Origin of the sequence: Thermosynechococcus sp. HY596, assembly GCF_030518715.1 — a bacterium.
In the GTDB taxonomy this organism is placed as follows: Bacteria; Cyanobacteriota; Cyanobacteriia; order Thermosynechococcales; family Thermosynechococcaceae; genus Thermosynechococcus.
Window position 1 is genome coordinate 1,111,535 of sequence record NZ_CP130346.1, and the last position, 16,860, is coordinate 1,128,394.

Annotated in this window: 18 protein-coding genes, 1 pseudogene and 1 riboswitch; of the genes and pseudogenes, 10 read left to right on the top strand and 9 right to left on the bottom strand. The window is 53.7% G+C overall.

Annotated features, from left to right (window positions below; genetic code table 11):
• The first annotated feature begins 41 nt into the window (after positions 1-41).
• Positions 42-764, top strand: a complete 723-nt coding sequence (locus QYC28_RS05645) for a hypothetical protein (protein ID WP_149818954.1) — start codon at positions 42-44, stop codon at positions 762-764.
• Between the two features lie 40 nt (positions 765-804).
• Positions 805-2,463: a Ppx/GppA phosphatase family protein gene (locus tag QYC28_RS05650; protein WP_302679981.1), complete on the top strand. Its 1,659-nt coding sequence runs from the start codon at positions 805-807 to the stop codon at positions 2,461-2,463.
• A gap of 10 nt (positions 2,464-2,473) precedes the next feature.
• On the opposite strand, the gene QYC28_RS05655 is transcribed toward QYC28_RS05650, so the two are convergent.
• The 6 genes from QYC28_RS05655 to QYC28_RS05680 form a co-directional block, all read right to left on the bottom strand.
• On the bottom strand, positions 2,474-3,409 hold the full coding sequence (locus tag QYC28_RS05655; RefSeq protein ID WP_149818959.1) for a branched-chain amino acid ABC transporter permease: 936 nt from the start codon (positions 3,407-3,409) through the stop codon (positions 2,474-2,476).
• Positions 3,410-3,793, bottom strand: coding sequence for a glycine cleavage system protein GcvH (gene gcvH / locus QYC28_RS05660; RefSeq protein ID WP_149818961.1), 384 nt, complete (start codon positions 3,791-3,793; stop codon positions 3,410-3,412).
• A 16-nt stretch (positions 3,794-3,809) separates the two neighbouring features.
• Positions 3,810-4,007, bottom strand: a complete 198-nt coding sequence (locus tag QYC28_RS05665) for a hypothetical protein (RefSeq protein ID WP_149818963.1) — start codon at positions 4,005-4,007, stop codon at positions 3,810-3,812.
• An 18-nt stretch (positions 4,008-4,025) separates the two neighbouring features.
• A complete protein-coding gene (def, locus tag QYC28_RS05670; RefSeq protein ID WP_149818965.1) occupies positions 4,026-4,592 on the bottom strand; it encodes a peptide deformylase in 567 nt (188 codons plus the stop codon).
• 73 nt (positions 4,593-4,665) lie between these two features.
• Positions 4,666-5,007 (bottom strand): LapA family protein, encoded by a 342-nt coding sequence (locus tag QYC28_RS05675; RefSeq protein ID WP_149818967.1) that lies wholly within the window; start codon positions 5,005-5,007, stop codon positions 4,666-4,668.
• A 108-nt stretch (positions 5,008-5,115) separates the two neighbouring features.
• Positions 5,116-5,481, bottom strand: a complete 366-nt coding sequence (locus tag QYC28_RS05680) for a hypothetical protein (RefSeq protein WP_149818969.1) — start codon at positions 5,479-5,481, stop codon at positions 5,116-5,118.
• A gap of 78 nt (positions 5,482-5,559) precedes the next feature.
• Here QYC28_RS05680 and QYC28_RS05685 point away from each other — a divergent pair, with 78 nt between their 5' ends.
• From QYC28_RS05685 to QYC28_RS05700, 4 genes are all read left to right on the top strand, one after another.
• Positions 5,560-6,387: an aldose epimerase gene (locus tag QYC28_RS05685; RefSeq protein ID WP_226972023.1), complete on the top strand. Its 828-nt coding sequence runs from the start codon at positions 5,560-5,562 to the stop codon at positions 6,385-6,387.
• Between the two features lie 33 nt (positions 6,388-6,420).
• Positions 6,421-7,941 carry an anthranilate synthase component I gene (trpE, locus tag QYC28_RS05690; protein ID WP_149818973.1) on the top strand — a complete coding sequence of 507 codons (1,521 nt, stop codon included), beginning with the start codon at positions 6,421-6,423 and terminating at the stop codon, positions 7,939-7,941.
• A 167-nt stretch (positions 7,942-8,108) separates the two neighbouring features.
• Positions 8,109-8,726, top strand: a complete 618-nt coding sequence (locus tag QYC28_RS05695; RefSeq protein WP_149818975.1) for a Crp/Fnr family transcriptional regulator — start codon at positions 8,109-8,111, stop codon at positions 8,724-8,726.
• Between the two features lie 124 nt (positions 8,727-8,850).
• Positions 8,851-8,935: riboswitch (Glutamine riboswitch) on the top strand.
• A gap of 41 nt (positions 8,936-8,976) precedes the next feature.
• Positions 8,977-9,432, top strand: coding sequence for a DUF4278 domain-containing protein (locus QYC28_RS05700; RefSeq protein WP_302679983.1), 456 nt, complete (start codon positions 8,977-8,979; stop codon positions 9,430-9,432).
• A gap of 117 nt (positions 9,433-9,549) precedes the next feature.
• On the opposite strand, the gene QYC28_RS05705 is transcribed toward QYC28_RS05700, so the two are convergent.
• Positions 9,550-10,098, bottom strand: coding sequence for a hypothetical protein (locus tag QYC28_RS05705; RefSeq protein ID WP_149818979.1), 549 nt, complete (start codon positions 10,096-10,098; stop codon positions 9,550-9,552).
• A gap of 624 nt (positions 10,099-10,722) precedes the next feature.
• Positions 10,723-10,952: pseudogene (locus tag QYC28_RS05710) on the bottom strand (acetamidase/formamidase family protein); the annotation flags it as partial.
• 130 nt (positions 10,953-11,082) lie between these two features.
• Here QYC28_RS05710 and QYC28_RS05715 point away from each other — a divergent pair.
• Positions 11,083-12,279, top strand: coding sequence for a DNA double-strand break repair nuclease NurA (locus tag QYC28_RS05715; protein ID WP_302679984.1), 1,197 nt, complete (start codon positions 11,083-11,085; stop codon positions 12,277-12,279).
• Positions 12,230-13,762 carry an apolipoprotein N-acyltransferase gene (gene lnt / locus QYC28_RS05720; RefSeq protein WP_302679985.1) on the top strand — a complete coding sequence of 511 codons (1,533 nt, stop codon included), beginning with the start codon at positions 12,230-12,232 and terminating at the stop codon, positions 13,760-13,762. The genes QYC28_RS05715 and lnt overlap by 50 nt, the downstream gene beginning before the upstream one ends.
• Here the strand turns inward: lnt and QYC28_RS05725 are convergent.
• On the bottom strand, positions 13,713-14,552 hold the full coding sequence (locus tag QYC28_RS05725) for a DUF3598 family protein (RefSeq protein WP_149818984.1): 840 nt from the start codon (positions 14,550-14,552) through the stop codon (positions 13,713-13,715). The genes lnt and QYC28_RS05725 overlap by 50 nt on opposite strands.
• A 179-nt stretch (positions 14,553-14,731) precedes the next feature.
• On the opposite strand from QYC28_RS05725, the gene QYC28_RS05730 reads away from it, so the two are divergent.
• Together QYC28_RS05730 and QYC28_RS05735 are read left to right on the top strand one after the other, a co-directional pair.
• Positions 14,732-15,598, top strand: coding sequence for a response regulator (locus tag QYC28_RS05730; RefSeq protein WP_149818986.1), 867 nt, complete (start codon positions 14,732-14,734; stop codon positions 15,596-15,598).
• Positions 15,595-16,842 carry an FAD-binding oxidoreductase gene (locus QYC28_RS05735; protein WP_286626999.1) on the top strand — a complete coding sequence of 416 codons (1,248 nt, stop codon included), beginning with the start codon at positions 15,595-15,597 and terminating at the stop codon, positions 16,840-16,842. Before QYC28_RS05730 ends, QYC28_RS05735 begins: the two co-directional genes overlap by 4 nt.
• Positions 16,843-16,860 lie beyond the last annotated feature (18 nt).

Here is a 16,860-nt window from a genome sequence, read left to right on the forward strand (position 1 = left end):
AGTGTAACCCGGCCTAGGCTATAGTATAGCGACTCTCACCCATGGTTTCCGATTTTCAACTGCGTAACCTTGATGTCCTGAAGCGATTCAACCGCTCCTTTCCGGACTTTTATGAGCAATTTGTTGGTCGGGATGTCCAACTGCAAAACCTGAAACTGGGGTTTCAAATTCATAAGACCAATCAGGCGGTGATTCAGATTGTCCCCGAGGGCGATCGCTCCGTTCTCCACTTTGCCCACCGCAATCACTCTTACCTGCTCAGTGATCTCTTTGGGGTGATGGCCGCCTACAAGCTGACAATTCACAATGTCTCGCTCTATGGCCATGTGCGACCACCGATGCTGGTGTTTGTCAAACTGGTGCTCTCAGAGCAGGGCAAACCCCTGACGAAAAAGCGCAGTGAAAGCGTGCGCCGTGCCCTCCAACAGACCCTCAGTGGTGAATTTGCCGTTGAGGAAATGCTGGCCATGGAGTTTAACCTCAACGAAGGCCTGCCGCAAATTACCACCAGCTTTTATCAGGATCAGGTCTTTCATCTGCCGGCACTGTTGGTGGAGTCCACCAATCATCCGGCGTTGCTCTACAAGGTGATGCATGCCATTTGGCAAGAGGAACTGCTGGTGGTGAATATCAACTTTATGCTTTGGCAGGGCCGGGTGCGGCTATTGCTCTATCTGCTAGGGCCGAATGGCAGTGTGATTCCTGATTATTTAGGCTCGCGTATTGCTGCCAAGATTAAGGATCATCTAACGGGAAACACTTAGGGTAGGATAGGGGGTGTTTGTCCCCTTCGATACAAGTCCAATGGCTGCTGAACAACATCTCCACCTGTGGCGAGCAGTGAATCTCAGCGATCGCATTCTGGCGGCCATTGATGTCGGGACAAACTCAATTCACATGGTGGTGGTGCAAATTCAGCCCAGTTTACCCAGCTTCAAAATCATTGCTGCCGAAAAAGATATGGTGCGGCTGGGGGAACGCTGCCAAATTACCGGCCAACTGACGGAAGAGGCCATGAATCGGGCGATCGCCACCCTGCGCCGCTGTCGCGAATTGGCCACGGGTCTCAAGGCGGAAGAAATTATTGGCGTGGCCACCAGTGCGGTGCGCGAAGCCCCCAATGGTCGCGAGTTTTTAGAGCGGGTCAAGGAAGAGACCGGCCTGACCATTGATCTAATTTCCGGCGAAGAGGAAGCGCGGCGCATCTACTTGGGGGTGCTCTCGGGGCTAGAATTCAACGGCAAGCCCCACATCATCATTGACATTGGCGGTGGCTCCACAGAGTTAATCTTGGGGGATGGTCATGAACCCCGCTACCTCAACAGCACCAAAGTGGGGGCAGTACGCCTGACGGACTTATTTGTCAAAAGCGATCCCATTAGCGATCAGGACTACGCGGCCCTGCGCGCCTATGTACGGGGAATGTTGGATCGTGCCGTTGAAGACCTGCGGCAGCAGCTCAGCCCCCATGAAAAACCGCAATTGGTGGGTACCTCAGGCACGATTGAAAGCCTGATGATGATTCACACCTGCGATCGCCTTGGTGCTTGTCCCCCCTCCCTACGCGGCTATGAACTGACGCTAGGGGACTTAAAGGCACTTGTGGCCAAATTGCGGCGACTAAACTTTAACCAGCGCTGTCAACTCTTGGGGATGTCGGAGCGGCGCGCTGAAATTATTGTTGCAGGGGCAGTGATTCTCGCTGAGGCCATGGAGATGCTGGACCAAACCAGCCTGATCACCTGCGATCGCGCCCTGCGGGAAGGCATCATTGTGGACTGGATGCTCACCCACGGCCTGATTGAAGACCGCCTCCGCTATCAAAGCTCGGTGCGTCAGCGCAGTACCTACAGTTTGGCGCAAAAGTTCCATGTCAATCTTGCCAGCAGTGAACGGGTGGCCAATTTTGCCCTAACGCTCTTTGATCGCACCCAAGGGGTGCTCCACAACTGGACAGAAGCGGAACGGGAACTCCTCTGGGCAGCGGCAATCCTCCACAATGCTGGCCACTACGTTAGCCATTCTGCCCACCACAAACATTCCTACTACCTTGTGCGCCATGGGGGTCTGCTCGGCTACACCGATACGGAAATTGAGATCATTGCCAACCTCTGTCGCTATCACCGCAAAAGCCCCCCCAAGAAAAAGCATGAGAACTTCCGCCAATTGGTGGGACGGCGAGAACGGCAAATTGTCGAGCAACTGAGTGCCATTCTACGGTTGGCCTCAGCGTTGGATCGGCGGCAAATCGGGGCCGTGGATCACATTACCTGTGAGTGGCACGCTTCCCAGCGGGAGTTTTGTGTGCAGGTGCACCCGGCAGATCCTAGCGATCGCTGTGAGTTGGAAATTTGGAGTGTCAACTACAAAAAAGAACCCTTTGAAAGCCAATTTGGCGTCAGTTTGAAGGTGGAATTAGTGCCCACCAGCAGTACGGCTCTAGCCACAGCAGTCAACTACTAATTCAACAGCCTTAAACTTTTTCCACTGGGGGCTGCCCCAACAGCCCTTGGGGACGCACAAGCAGCACCAGAAAGAGAATCGCAAAGGCCGCAGCATCCCGAAACCCCGAAGCAGCGGCAGGCACCATTGCCTCCACTAGTCCCAGCAAAAAGCCCGCCAACATTGTCCCCGGTAAGCTCCCTAGACCCCCCAGAACAATCACCGCTAACCCCTTAAGACCAAAGATCACGCCAAACTGCGGCCCCGTAATCCCGACACTCAGGGCGACGAGGGTACCAGCAACGGCAGCCAAAGCACTGCTGACAAAAAACGTCACTTGAATAATGCGATCGCTATCAATGCCCAGTAATGTCGCGGCAGTCGGATTTTCGGCCACCGCTTGCAATCCTTTCCCCATGCGCGTCCCTTTGACCCAATAGGTCAGGGCAATCATCAAAACCACGGCCACGGCAAAGATGACAAATTGACTAGTGCGCAGGGCAATGTCCCCCAATCGCAGGGTGAGGGGCAATCCCCCCCAGAGTTGATCGGGATAGGTATAGACTTCGGCACCCACCAAATACTGGATCAGGTTGGTGAGGAGAACAGCCGCCCCAAGGCTGGCCACCACGGTCAAGAGGGTATCGGCGCGCTGTTGCCGCAGGGGTCGAAAGACGACCCAATCAATGCCAACCCCCAACAGGCCACAGCCAAGGGCACTGAGAACTAAGGCCAGCGCAAAGGGTAAGGCAACGGGAAGCTGTCCATTGGCCAACAGACCATTAAAGCCAAAGCGTCCCCCTAAGAGGGCATAGGTGAGATAAGCGCCAATAGCAAAAACAGCACCGTGGGCAAAGTTGATGATGCCCAAAATCGAGAAGACAAGGGTATAGCCGAGGGCAAAGATGGCATAAACACTCCCTGTGGCCAATCCATCCACAAGGACTTGCAGGCCGCTTGTTACCACCTACGCTCCTTCCACAAGGGCACGATAATCCGCTGCTGAGAGGAGTCCCGTAGGGGGGGTACTGACTTGCACCTTCACCAACCACCCCTCCCCATAGGGATCCGCAGCAATTTGCTCGGGGTTGTCAAGGACTGCTTGATTGACCTCAATCACGGTTCCTGCGAGGGGTGCATAGAGATCCTCAACGGCCTTGACCGACTCAATGGTGCCAAAGCGTTCGCCGGGTTTTAGGACATCGCCAACGGCAGGCAACTCAACAAAGACAATATCCCCCAGTTGATCGACGGCAAAGGCACTAATGCCGAGGGTGGCTGTATCGCCCTCAAGGCGCAGGTACTCATGGCTGTCGAGATATTGCAGGTCGTCAGGGTAGGTGAGCGTCATAGCAGATTCCAATCCATCAGGGGCGATCGCTGGCACGGGCAAGGCGCACCGCCGTTACAAAGGCTACTAAACTAAGGGGCAGACTGAGGAGCAAAATCACGGTAGTTGGAATGGTTCCCAACTGGGCTTCTCCCGAACTCAGTTCAAAAACACAACCCACCGTGGCGATCGCTGCCACACAGGCACCCAATAGGTATAGATAACTCTTGGCCACAGACGATGATCCTCAGGGTTAGGCAGCAATGGGACGCACGGCACTGGCGGTAAATCCATGCTCTTTGAGTTCGTGGCGCAGTAGGGCTTGGTTCTCGACGCGATCCACAAACATCACCCCCGTCAGGTGATCAATTTCATGCTGGATCGCCCGCGCCAGTAGCCCACCCGCCATGATCACTTGGGGACGCCCCCACTCATCTTTGTAGGCCACCTCCACCATGGCCGGACGACGCACCTCTAGGTACACCCCCGGAATACTCAGGCAGCCCTCTTGGCAGACTTCAAGGTCTTCACTGAAGTCCTTAATGACCGGGTTAATCATCACCAACGGTTCTGCCTCGGGGTCATCGGGATGAATATCAATGACAAGAATTTGCTTATTGATGCCCACCTGGGGTGCCGCCAAGCCAATGCCATCGGCACTGTACATGGTTTGCAGCATTTTCCGCACAATATCGCGGATACTGTCATCCACTTTGCTGACCCGTTTGGCGGGTTGACGCAGCACGCGATCGCCCAAATAGTGCAATTGCAGGGGCGGATTTTTTAACTTTTTCTTTTCAACAGCTAGAGAGGTAGCCATAGGACACGCCGAGTTAACACAAAATAACAAAAGTTAATCATTTCCTAGCCTAACGAATTTTCAAGACTCTCGGCTACTTTTCCGTCGAGGCACTGCTGACACTGGGCAGGAGGCGTTGTTGCTCCTCAAGGGCAGCTTTGTAGCGTTCCACATCCTCCTCAAGGTGGGCAATTTGCTCATCGCGGGCTTCCATTTCCACGCGAATCGTAAAGATGCGCTGCACCTGTACCCAGACGTTAAAGACCCAAGCAAAGACGGCACCAATGCCCATGGCCACGATGAGTTCAATGCACAATGGGGCTTGAATTACTTTCCCTTCAAAGAACTTAATACTAACGGGTTCGGTATTTTGAATACTAAAGAGAACTAAGCCCAAGCCAATGACAAATATCATCAAGAAGTTCAGTTGTCGCATAGGGCATCCTGTAGCAAATCTAGTCAACAAATTTAATCATAGACAGGGATTGTCGCATCGGGCCTCTTGCCAGCGACCAACAATCTTGGGCTAATCATACCACTGTGGCTAGTCTTCAATCACTGAATGACTGACTTCCACTGCTTGGACATCAATGGTGCCGGGGGGAGTCAACCGTTGAAACTGGCGATCGCGCACCATCAGGATTTCGCCACAGGCGGGGCATTGGGTTTGGGTATTATTCAAACTGCTAAATTCAAAGCCACACACTGGGCAAGCCGCCGTCACCAACTTCCAGCGAAACCAAAGTTGTAACCCTGCAAAAAGGAGTACAGGGGTCAACATCAAGATGAAAAACAGCACCAGAAAGGATTGCACTAACCAGCCTAGCCCCAGTAGCCCCAGTAACCAAGTTACCAGCAACACACTGAACCAAAAACGTAAGGTGGGGTTTAGGGTAAATCTTAGGGACATTGGCCTCCCTCCAAGGGCATTGCCGCTATTCTAGCGTAGTCGCGAGTGTATCCTAAAAAGCAGGCGTACTGTCCAGCTATGGTAATGCCCTATACTCTCCACGCCGAACGTACTCGCGTTGAAGTGATTCCAGAGCGCGGTGGCCTGATTAGCCGCTGGCAGTGGCAAGGTCATGAGCTGCTGTACTTGGATCGGGAGCGCTTTGCCAACCCGCAGTTAAGCGTGCGTGGCGGTATTCCCATTCTCTTTCCCATTTGTGGCAATTTGCCCGAGGATACGTTTCACCACAATGGCCAAACCTATCACCTCAAGCAGCATGGCTTTGCACGGGATTTGCCATGGCAGGTGTTAGATCAGCAGGAACATCTCTTGAAGCTGGGATTGCAGGATACGCCAGCCACGCGCCAAGTCTATCCCTTTGCCTTTCATCTGACCTTAACCTACACCCTTGCTGCTGATGCCTTGGCGATCGCCCTTGAGGTGGCTAACCCCGGTGACACCCCCTTGCCCTTTAGCTTTGGCTTACATCCCTACTTTGCCGTTGCTGACAAGCAGCAATTGCAGTTTGACCTGCCAATCCATGCCATGGTGGATCAGAAAACGCAACAACCCCTCACCTTTAGCGGCACGTTTGACTGGCATGCGGCAGAACTGGATTTGGCCTGTCGTCCCCTCACGGGTCAAGTGGCTCGCGTCTGTGATCTGCAACAACAGTACTGCCTGACGCTGCGCTACGATACAGCGTTTACAACCCTCGTTTTTTGGACGGTTCAGGGCAAACCCTACTACTGTCTAGAACCTTGGACTGCCCCCCGCAATGCCTTGAATACGGGGGTAGATCTCCTGCACGTGCCACCACAGAAGCACCTTACCCTTGGCGTCGAGATTGCTGTTGCCCCCCTTTAGGGAGAAAATAGAAAGGTTTTCACAGACGCGACCATGCACCCCGATTTTCAGACCTTTTGTCAGCTTGCCGAGCAGGGTAACTTCATCCCCATCTATCAGGAGTGGGTGGCGGATATGGACACGCCCGTGTCCGCTTGGTATCGGGTCTGTCGCGATCGCCCCTACAACTTTTTGCTCGAGTCCGTCGAGGGGGGTGAACAATTGGCTCGCTACAGCCTCCTCAGTTGTGATCCGCTGTGGGTACTAGAAACGCGGGGCAACCAAACCACCCAAACCCATCGCGATGGCTCAGTCACCACATTTACGGGCAATCCCTTCACAATTTTGGCCAATTGCCTTGCCCCCTATCAACCCGTGAAGCTACCACAACTGCCGGGGGGCATTGGCGGTCTTTTTGGTTTTTGGGGCTATGAACTGATTCAGTGGATTGAGCCGCGGGTTCCGATTCATCCTGCCACTGAAAAGGATTTGCCGGATGGCGTGTGGATGCAGGTGGATCAAATCCTGATTTTTGATCAGGTGAAGCGGAAAATTTGGGCGGTGGTCTATGCTGATACCCGTGAGATGGACTTGAAAACGGCCTATACCTATGCCAGCGATCGCCTAGAGCGGCTTTTGAACGCACTGCAAACCCGTATTCCTGCTGAGGCCACCCAGCTGCCCTGGCAACCCAGTCGCCACACCCCCAGTTACACCAGCAATACCACCCCAGAAACCTTCCGTGCCAATGTGGAGCGCGCCAAGGACTACATCCGCGCCGGTGATATTTTCCAAGTCGTTCTCTCCCAACGCCTCAGTGCCCCCTACAGTGGTGATCCTTTTGCCCTCTATCGCTCCTTGCGCCTGATTAACCCTTCCCCCTACATGGCCTACTTTCAATTTGGCACGTGGCAGATCATTGGCTCTAGTCCAGAAGTCATGGTTAAAGCAGAGCACCACCCTGAAAAACGTGGGTCTCTCCTTGCCACAGTGCGTCCCATTGCTGGCACTCGCAAGCGGGGGCACACCTACGCCGAAGATCAGCAGCTCGCCACAGAACTCCTCGCCGATACCAAAGAAGTGGCCGAACACGTCATGCTGGTTGATTTGGGGCGCAATGATTTGGGGCGCGTGTGTCGTCAGGGGAGTGTCACCGTTGAAGAGTTTATGGTGATTGAGCGCTACTCCCACGTCATGCACATTGTCAGTAATGTGGTGGGCGAACTATTGCCCGATAAAACGGCATGGGACTTATTGCAAGCCTGTTTCCCCGCTGGCACAGTCAGTGGTGCCCCCAAAATTCGGGCCATGGAAATCATCTATGAATTGGAGGGCTGCCGCCGTGGCCCCTACTCTGGTGCCTATGGTTACTATGACTTTGAAGGTCAACTCAATACCGCGATCGCTATTCGCACGATGGTGGTGCAACTGCTAAGCGACCACCAACGCCTCATTCACGTCCAAGCCGGTGCTGGTATTGTTGCGGATTCCGATCCGCAGCGGGAATACGAAGAAACCTTGAACAAAGCTCGCGGTTTATTGGAGGCCATCTCTGCGCTGGGCGGCAAGCCTTAACCAAATGATCAAGGAGCCATCATCTGGTTTTTACATTTACCCCTTAGTCTAATAGGCGGTTGTTGCTAACGTTACCCAGAACACAGGCACTGGGAATGTTGGAAGAACTACCAATTTCTTGGGGATGTGCCTAAGTATTGGTTTCTTTTGCTTGAGGTTCTGCTGCCATGGCAAACGTCTCCCTTGCTGCCATCACTCCCCCCGTGGAGGAACGCTGGCGTTCCTCCTCTCGACTACACACGTTTGGCATGGGGGACAGCATCTGGATGGAGCCAGAGCGCATTTGGCTAGTGAGCCGGGGCGTCGTGCTGTTAAACCTTTTGCACCCCGATGGTGAAGAAGTGGTGGTGGGACTGGCCACCCCCGGTACTGCTTTTGGTTTACCCTTGACCAGTTTAACGGCCTACCAAGCCAAGGCACTTTCCAAGGCAGAGTTGATGCTCTTTACACTGGTGGAGGTAGAATCCTCACCCAACTTGACCCAAAGCCTTGTGCGGGGTCTGGCTCGTCGCCTACGGCAAGCGGAAGGTCTTTTAGGAATTACCAGCCATCGCCGGATTGAGGAGCGATTACGCCATTTACTCTTGCTTTTGAAGCAAGAAATTGGTCAACCCCATCCCCTCGGCACTCGCTATAGTGTTCGCCTCACCCACCAGCAACTGGCAACGGCGATTGGCACAAGTCGGGTGACTATCACACGTCTGTTGGGCAAACTCAAAGAGGAGCAGTGGCTCACCTACGATCGCGATCGCCACATCATTCTCACCAACGCCGCTCAGATTTAGGTGATTTAGGTTAGTTCTCCCCTGATCAGGGCACCTCTGGCACAAAAGAGAAGGTTTCTAGTGTAAATTTTTGTAACCACTTGCACTCATAATGGCAAAACTGTTAAATTAGATACAGAAATAAATCGTTCATCTTTGCTAGGAACCACCAAAAAGTTTGGGTGAATAGCGAAGACGGAAGTAGGGCAATGGTCCCGAAGGAACGCGCCTCAGCTGACAACAACTAGCCAGTACATCATTTGGGGCGATAATGATGACAACGACACTCACCTATCGCGGCGTTCAATACGACTACGTTCCTCCGGCAGTCCGTAGTGAAGCAACCGATGTTGTAGCCAAATATCGGGGTTGGAATTACCACTGCACCCACGCAGTGAATCCCCCAGCTCAACCTGTGCGGGATTTAATCTATCGCGGTGTGGTCTACCGTACGGGTCAAACGGAAGCTGTGAATACGACAGCAACCACTGCTGCCAACACAGCCAAGGAAGTGAATATGCCAGCGCTTGATCTCAATCAACTTTCGCGGGTCATTCTCACCCATCACCACCAAGTGATCAAAAACCGCGAACAATCCCTCCTCACGCGAATGATTGCCCAAATGGGATTGCCTGCGGCCGCAGGTCACTATTGGAACCAAATTCAGGGCAAAATTAAGCCCCATGTCTGGACAAGCTACGATCGCAGTCATGCCACGATGAGCTAGCACAGGGGTGTGATTGTCCTCTCTCAAGACTGATTCGTAACGGCACTCGCATGGGAGTTATCTCTGGTGCGAGTTTTTTATTTCAGCCTAGGGCGTCAAGCAATGGCTGCACTTGGCCTAAGTTAGCCATTCAATCTCATTAAGATCAAAATCAAGATCGAGATCGATCTCCGCCAAGTCCTCTGGATCGGCCACCTTCTTCAGGGAGGCAAGGGATTGTTTTGAAGGCTTGCGACTTTGGGGAGTTGGGCGCTTGATATCCGACAGTGTGGCCTTCTCGATGCGCGTCCTTTCTTTGAGGGCATTGGGGTTGACGTATTCTAGGAAGAAGTTTACTGTTTCCTGTTTTACCCAGCCATTGAGGACAGCCAAGGCACCGAAGCGATAGCTGGTCTGCCATTGTTCTTTGAGAATTTGCTGAATTTGTTCCTCAGTCAGTAAACTGGCCTTTTTGAGATAAAAACCGATGGGATGTTTTTCTTTACCTTGGCTGAGTTTTGGCCACTCTTCTACAAAAAAGTCAATGGTTTCTTGGGGCAACCAACCATGGAGGGCAACAATTTCACCAAAGCGCAAGTTGGTATAAATGCTTTTTTCCATTAAGGCGACTTGGAGTTGGCCTCGTGTAATTAACCCCGCCTTGAGTAGTAATTCACCAATTCTCATGATTGCCCCTACGAGTAGAAAATCATCAACTTTCAACAACAATGGGACATCAATTGGGTAAAGCCCCTTTCACAGGGATCGAACATCCTTGCAGCAGCCAACGCCGCTGTAGGACGGGTCACACATTTTTGTGCTTATTGTGTTTAGGCACAATATGTTATGACATATTTCAGAAAAGGGCTGCCGTTTTTTCAAGGACATACATCCGTTACTCTTGACAGTACCTCTCACAATAGCTGAAGTTACGCGAAACTCCTAATTGTAACAAATCTTAATACAGCTCTTTTCAGAGGGATCTCTTCACACGAATTCAGCGTGGCCAGTAGAGCTCTTTTAAGAGAAGCTAGATGTTCGGATGTCAGTTTAGCCAAGGCTGAAAAAGCGGCAAAAATGCTCACCTCATCCTGTGTGAGCGGTTAATTAGTGATTGAGCATCCACCGGCGACCGCAGGATTGCTGCTGAAAGCGGGGAGGCTTGGGTTCTTGGGGCGATCGCTGCACCAGTTCTGGGTCACTCCCCCGCGAGGGTCGGGGCAAGGCGGAAGAGAGATTTACCGCTGGTACTGAAAAAATGCGTCGGCCAAGCTGCTGACACTCTGGACAAAAGGCGGGTTCACTAGATTAGTCCCAAACTGCCTTTGCGGCCTTCGGGAAGTGATCCGTCAGGAAACTGCCCCCATTTTCTTTGCTGTCATTATTTGGCCGTCCGTCCAATCCTTGCACTCAATGCGAAACACATCACCGGGATTGACTGAAACCACTGCGGGGATCTCTGGATGCCAGCGATTATGCCCCGGCAGTTCTTGCTGATCCATGGGCTTAGTCAGATCCACTTTGAACAGAGTCTTCGGTATAGGGACGGACTCCAACGATTGGCAGTGTGCTCACCTGTAACTCAGTACCCATGAGCAATTATTGAGATGTTGTTTAGATTTAGTATTGGAGCAGGTCTTCAGGACAGCTGTATCTCCAGATACGAAAACAGTGTTGGACTTCGTCAAAGTAGCTGCTCAAATGGGAACGGTGGGTCAAGTGATCCGCCAAGGGGCGATCGCCAGCCAACAAAAACAAGCCCGTGCCCTCGAAGTGTTGACAGTAATGGCAGAAAATTTAGAGCACTATCGCCAAGCCATCCAAGCGTGGGGCGAGTCCTTTCCCTTTAATGCTGCTGAACCCATTGAATCCCTGACGGTGAAGCACGCTGTCCCCCCTGCCCCAAGGTCACACATAATTTTTGCCACCGATGGCTCGCAAATTGCCCCCAGTCACCACGAAATTGCCTATTGCTATTTGATTAATGTGGGACGGGTGGCGATCGCCTACGGTCAAGGGCAACGCCCCCATTTAGATAGTGTGCCGCAGTTGGTTTATGACCCCGATGAATTGCGATCGCGGGGCTGGGGACTCACCATAGAGGATTGGTTACGCTACCGCCGCACTCAAGCGGAAATTCTTGCCCTTGTTGAACTCATTCAAGCGCAAAACAAGAAAGCCCCCAGCCTAGCACTCGTGGATGGTTCACTGATTTTCTGGGCGTGGGAATCACTGCCGCCAATGGTGCGTGAGGAATTGTTGACGCCCATCTTAGCTGCTTGGGATGAATTGCGTGCGAAGCGAATTCCCTTGGTGGGCTATGTCAGTGCCTCCCGCAGTCATGAAACGGTGAATTTTCTGCGCTTGGGGGTTTGCCCCTACCCTGAACCCAACTGTGCCCTCCACTGTGGTCAGACGAGTCAGACTGGCCTCGAGGCGACTCGCGATCGCCCCCCTTGTCAAGTCTTTGATCCCCTGCGGGATGTGCTCCTCTGGCAAGCACACTTGGCACCGCAACAGTATAGTCCCCTCTGGCGGAGCCGCAGTCGCATTCTGGAACATTACGGCGACCATCACATCTACGTTGCCTACCTCCACGGTGGCTCGGAAGTGGTGCGTTTGGAAGTTCCTCAATGGGTGGCGCGGGATGCAGACCTGTGGCAACAGGCAGTTGCGTTGACGGCAGCACAAATTGAAAAAGGGCGGGGTTACCCCGTGGCATTAGCAGAAGCCCACAATTTAGCCGTTGTGCGCGGCAGCGATCGCCAACGCTTTTTTGCTTTACTAGAACGGGAACTGATTAAAGCAGGACAGTGGCATGTGGCTCCTTCCCCCAAAGAGCAACGCAAACGCCAAAGTATTGCCTAGGTGGCTGCTGTGTGTTGGTTTAGGCATCGCGGGCTGGGGAACGCAGTTGGCGCTACCGCCAGTAAGCGGGTGGTTCTTGGCCTTCATAGGAATTGTGCCCCTGTGGTGGCAGTGTCAGGTTTTATCGCCACTGTGGGCAGCGATCGCCGGCCTGTGTTGGGGACTAGGGTTCTATGGCAGTAGCTTAGGCTGGGTGTGGGATTTGCATCCCTTGATGTGGATTGGCATTGCCCCAGTCCCCAGTTGGTTGATCTCGCGGGGGATTTGGCTTTTCCTGAGCAGTTGGGGGGCAGTCCTGAGTGGGAGTTGGGCCTTTTTGATGGCACGCTATGGGGTGCGGCGATCCGCCCCTTGGCAACTTCTGTGGGGTGTCACCCTTTGGTGTGCCCTTGAAGCCCTCTGGAGCTATTCGCCCCTGTGGTGGATTAGTTTATCCCTGACCCAAAGTCCAACGGGACTCCTTCAACTGGGTCGTCTGGCGGGACCCACCACGATTACGGCAGTCGTGATGACAGTGAATGGCTTAGTCACCCTCAGTCTGCGGCGGCACACATGGGCAAAGCAATGGCTTGTTGTTACTCTTTTGGGGGCGATCGCCCTCAATGCTGTTTTAGGCGTCAGTGTCACTGCGGATCAAGGGGAACCCCTACGGGTGGGTTTGATCCAAGGCAATATCCCGACACGGGAAAAGCTCACGCCAGAGGGTATCCGCCGCGCTTGGCAGGACTATCCCCGTGGCTATCGCCAACTGGTGGCTCTAGGGGTTGATGCCGTCTTGACTCCGGAAGGGGCACTGCCGATTTTGTGGCAACCACACCAAGTCAATCCGATAACCAGCGCTGTTCGGGAGGCGGGAGTTCCCCTATGGTTAGGGACATTCATGGAGACGCTAGGAGGGCATCATCAGGTGCTCCTGACCCTCGATGGGCAGGGGGAGATTTACAGTCGCTACAACAAAGTCAACCTTGTTCTTTTGGGGGAATATATTCCCGATTGGCTGGCGGGGGTAGTACAGCGGTTATCTACGTTGCGATCGCGCCTCCTGCCGGGGAACCCTGATCAGGTCTTTACCACCCCTTGGGGCAAGGCCGTTGTCCTGATTTGCTTTGAATCTGCCTTTTCCCACCGCAGCCGCTGGCAACTGGTTCATGGGGGCCAGTTTATCCTCAGTGTTGCCAACAATGATCCCTACCGTCGCCAACTGATGAGCCAGCACCATGGCCATGATGTGTTGCGAGCCGTCGAGGGCGATCGCTGGCTCGTGCGCTCCACGAATACGGGCCTTTCTGCGGTGATTGCGCCTACGGGGGAAACTGTTTGGCTCTCCAATGCCGATGAGTTTGTGATTCATGCGGCAACGATTTTGCGGCGGCAGACCCAGACCCTGTACATCCGCTATGGGGATTGGTTGCTACCCCTCTTGCTGGGGATGCTTATCCTGCTGGCGGGCTTACCCGCTCTTCGACTACGAGGGTGGCACTGACCCACTCCCCGCGATCGCCATAGGTGCGAATCAGGCGCTGCCGCTGTCCCTCTGCCCATAACCAGCCCACCTCCACAAAAAAGGGGTGACGAAAGGACACCTGCAAGGGGGTTAGGCTAGAGGTACCGTCGGGGAGCAACAAAAGCTGCTTGGGTTGATCCGTATCCGTAAAGAGTAGGCGGGACCCAGCAATTGTGGCCGTTGTTTTCACCTCGTGGTCGGGGGTTTGCAGCAGTTGGTAGAGCCGATCGCCCTCGCGCCAAAGACTTAGATGGGTCGGGGTTTCCGTGGGCGATCGCCAGTCGGCATAGACGGTGTAGGCGGTACCGCGCCATTCCCCTAGGAGTTGATCCACGGTTAAGGGAGGACGTTCAACGGCGTTACTGTGGGCACGAAACTCGCGAATCAGAGTCATGGATTGGAGGTGCTGATTTTTGTCAAAGAGTTGGACAAACCGCAGTCGGCGATCGCCCATGACAAAGCCATACTCCGCACCAAACTCGGCAAAGGGCGCCACCTGCAACGATCCCTTAGAAAAAGCCCCCGTCGGAAAAAAGACATTTTGGCGGCCAATGGTGGCATACTCCTGCACCGTTTCACTGGTGGGGGGCTGATCGAGACCATTGCCAAAGCGTCGCAGTTCAAAGCGCACCCGTTGACCGTCAGCAGTATCGGCAAGGATCAAAATCGAGGGCACTGACGCTCCCACGTCTCCCGTAGGGCTGACCGCCGTAAAGGAGCCATGCCATTCCCCAAGGTTTTTGCGAAAATTTTCCCAATTTGTTGTCATTGATTATCCTTGATTATCTTTACCGCTGTGTGCCACCATCATCATTACTATAGAAAAATAAAGTATTGGAGATCTTGCCAATTGGGAAGTGGCCGGCGATCGCCGGCGCTCAGAAAAAACTTTGATAGGATGGGGAGTGTCAGGGCGCTGACAAACGATCGCCATTGGGAGACCCGTGCATGACCACCGACCTCTTTGATTCAGGGGCTGGTCGCATTCTGATAGTCGATGATACCCCCGAAAATGTTGAAGTTTTAACCACACTGCTGCAACTGGAAGGCTACGATGTGCGCGGTGCCATTAGTGGCCAAATGGCGCTCATGGGGATTGAGGCCGAACCCCCGGATGTCATTCTCTTGGACATCATGATGCCTGATATGAATGGCTACGAGGTCTGTCAAACCCTGAAGGAGAATCCCAAGACCAAGCATATCCCCATTATTTTCATTAGTGCCCTCGATGATGTCTTTGACAAGGTCAAGGCCTTTGAGATTGGCGGCGCCGACTACATCACCAAACCCTTTCAGCAGGCGGAGGTGCTGGCACGGGTAAAAAATCAGTTGACGATCGCTCTCCTACAGCGGAAGCTGCGGCAAAAAAATGCCCTCTTGCAAAAGCAAAACCAGCAGTTGCAGGAAATCGTCGAGGAGCGGCGTGACTTGGTCTCCTCACTGCAAGCAGCGCAAGAACAGTATCGGCAGATGTTTGAGGAAGCCGTGGTCGGGATTTACCAAAGTTCGCCCGAGGGGGTTTACTTCAAAGTCAACAATGCCTTGGCACGCATCTATGGCTATGCCGATGCTGAAGACTGGCTAGCGGATATAGAACACCATAATCATCGTCCCTACGTGGATGACAGCGCTTGGGAAAAATTCCAACAGCAAATTGAAACTCGTGGCTTTGTGCGCAACTTGGTTTCCAAGGTGTATCGCGCTGACCACAGCATCACAACCATCTGTGAATGCGCCCGCCCCGTCAAGAGTGAGGATGGCCAACTCCTGTACTACGAAGGGTTTGTCTTTGAACTGCCCACCCGTAATCCATGAAACAAACCCTGAGCGCCCTGTTGGGGGATGCAGCGGTTCACTCCCTTGCTGAATTGGGCGATCGCGCTCCCCACCTGCGTCCCTACCTTCCTGAGTATGCCCTGCTGGTGACTCCCCCCACCCCAGAAGCGGGGGCAGAAGTGATTGCCTATGCCCGGCGCCAAGGCTGGCGAGTGTTGCCCATTGGCGCAGGCACCAAACTCAATTGGCTCGGGAACACCCCCAAGGCAGATATTTTTCTGCGGACAACGGCGTGGCAGAAGCTCATTGATCATGCGGCTGCCGATATGACCGTCACCACCCAAGTGGGTATTCCCTTTCAGCAGCTCCAGCACCACCTAGCACCCGCAGGACAGTGGATTGCCGCAGATCCCCTCTTTCGAGAAACGGCCACCCTTGGCGGCTGCTTGGCCACCCAAAGTAATGGCAGCCTACGGCAGCGGTATGGGTCATGGCGCGATCAATTGTTGGGGGTCAAGTTCATTCGCAGTGATGGCCAAATCGTCAAAGCGGGAGGGCGGGTGGTCAAAAATGTTGCCGGCTACGACCTGATGAAACTCCTGATCGGCAGCTATGGCACGCTGGGCATCCTAACGGAGGTGACGTTGCGGGTCTATCCCCTGCCGGATGCGGTACAAATCTGGCAGTTGCGGGGGGAAGTCTCTGCTTTGGCCAAGGGACTTGAGGTGATTTTGACGAGTTCCCTTGCGCCCGCGCGGTGTGTGTTGCGCCTTGAACCACGGGGGACGCTGCTGTTGGAATTGGAATTCCATACCCTGCGGGAAGTGATTGCTGCGGGTACGTTGGGCGATCGCCTGAGTCAGATTGCCCAGACCCATAATCTGCAACTGGAACCCCAAGCCCCCCTAGGCATTACCCTCAACCCCACCCCCGATCAAGTGATTCTCAAAATCGGTGTGCCTCTAAGCGAAATGTTGCCCGCCCTCACCCAGCTTCAGCAGTTGGCAAGGGAATTGGCCTGTGAGTGCCGAGGCGAAATGAGTGCAGGGGTCGGTTACGCCTATCTCCACGGACAGGAGGAGCATCTCGGTCAACTCATTCTCAGGCTGCGCCAAGGGCTACCACGGGGCTATGTCACCGTCTTAGCCGCCCCCCTGAACCTCAAGCAGCAACTCGATCCTTGGGACTATCGCGGCAACGCCCTTGAATTGATGCGGAAGCTTAAGCAACAATTGGATGCAACGGGTGTCTTTGGCACTGGCGTTTTTGTCGGCAATCTCTAGACAAGTTTCAATACTTAC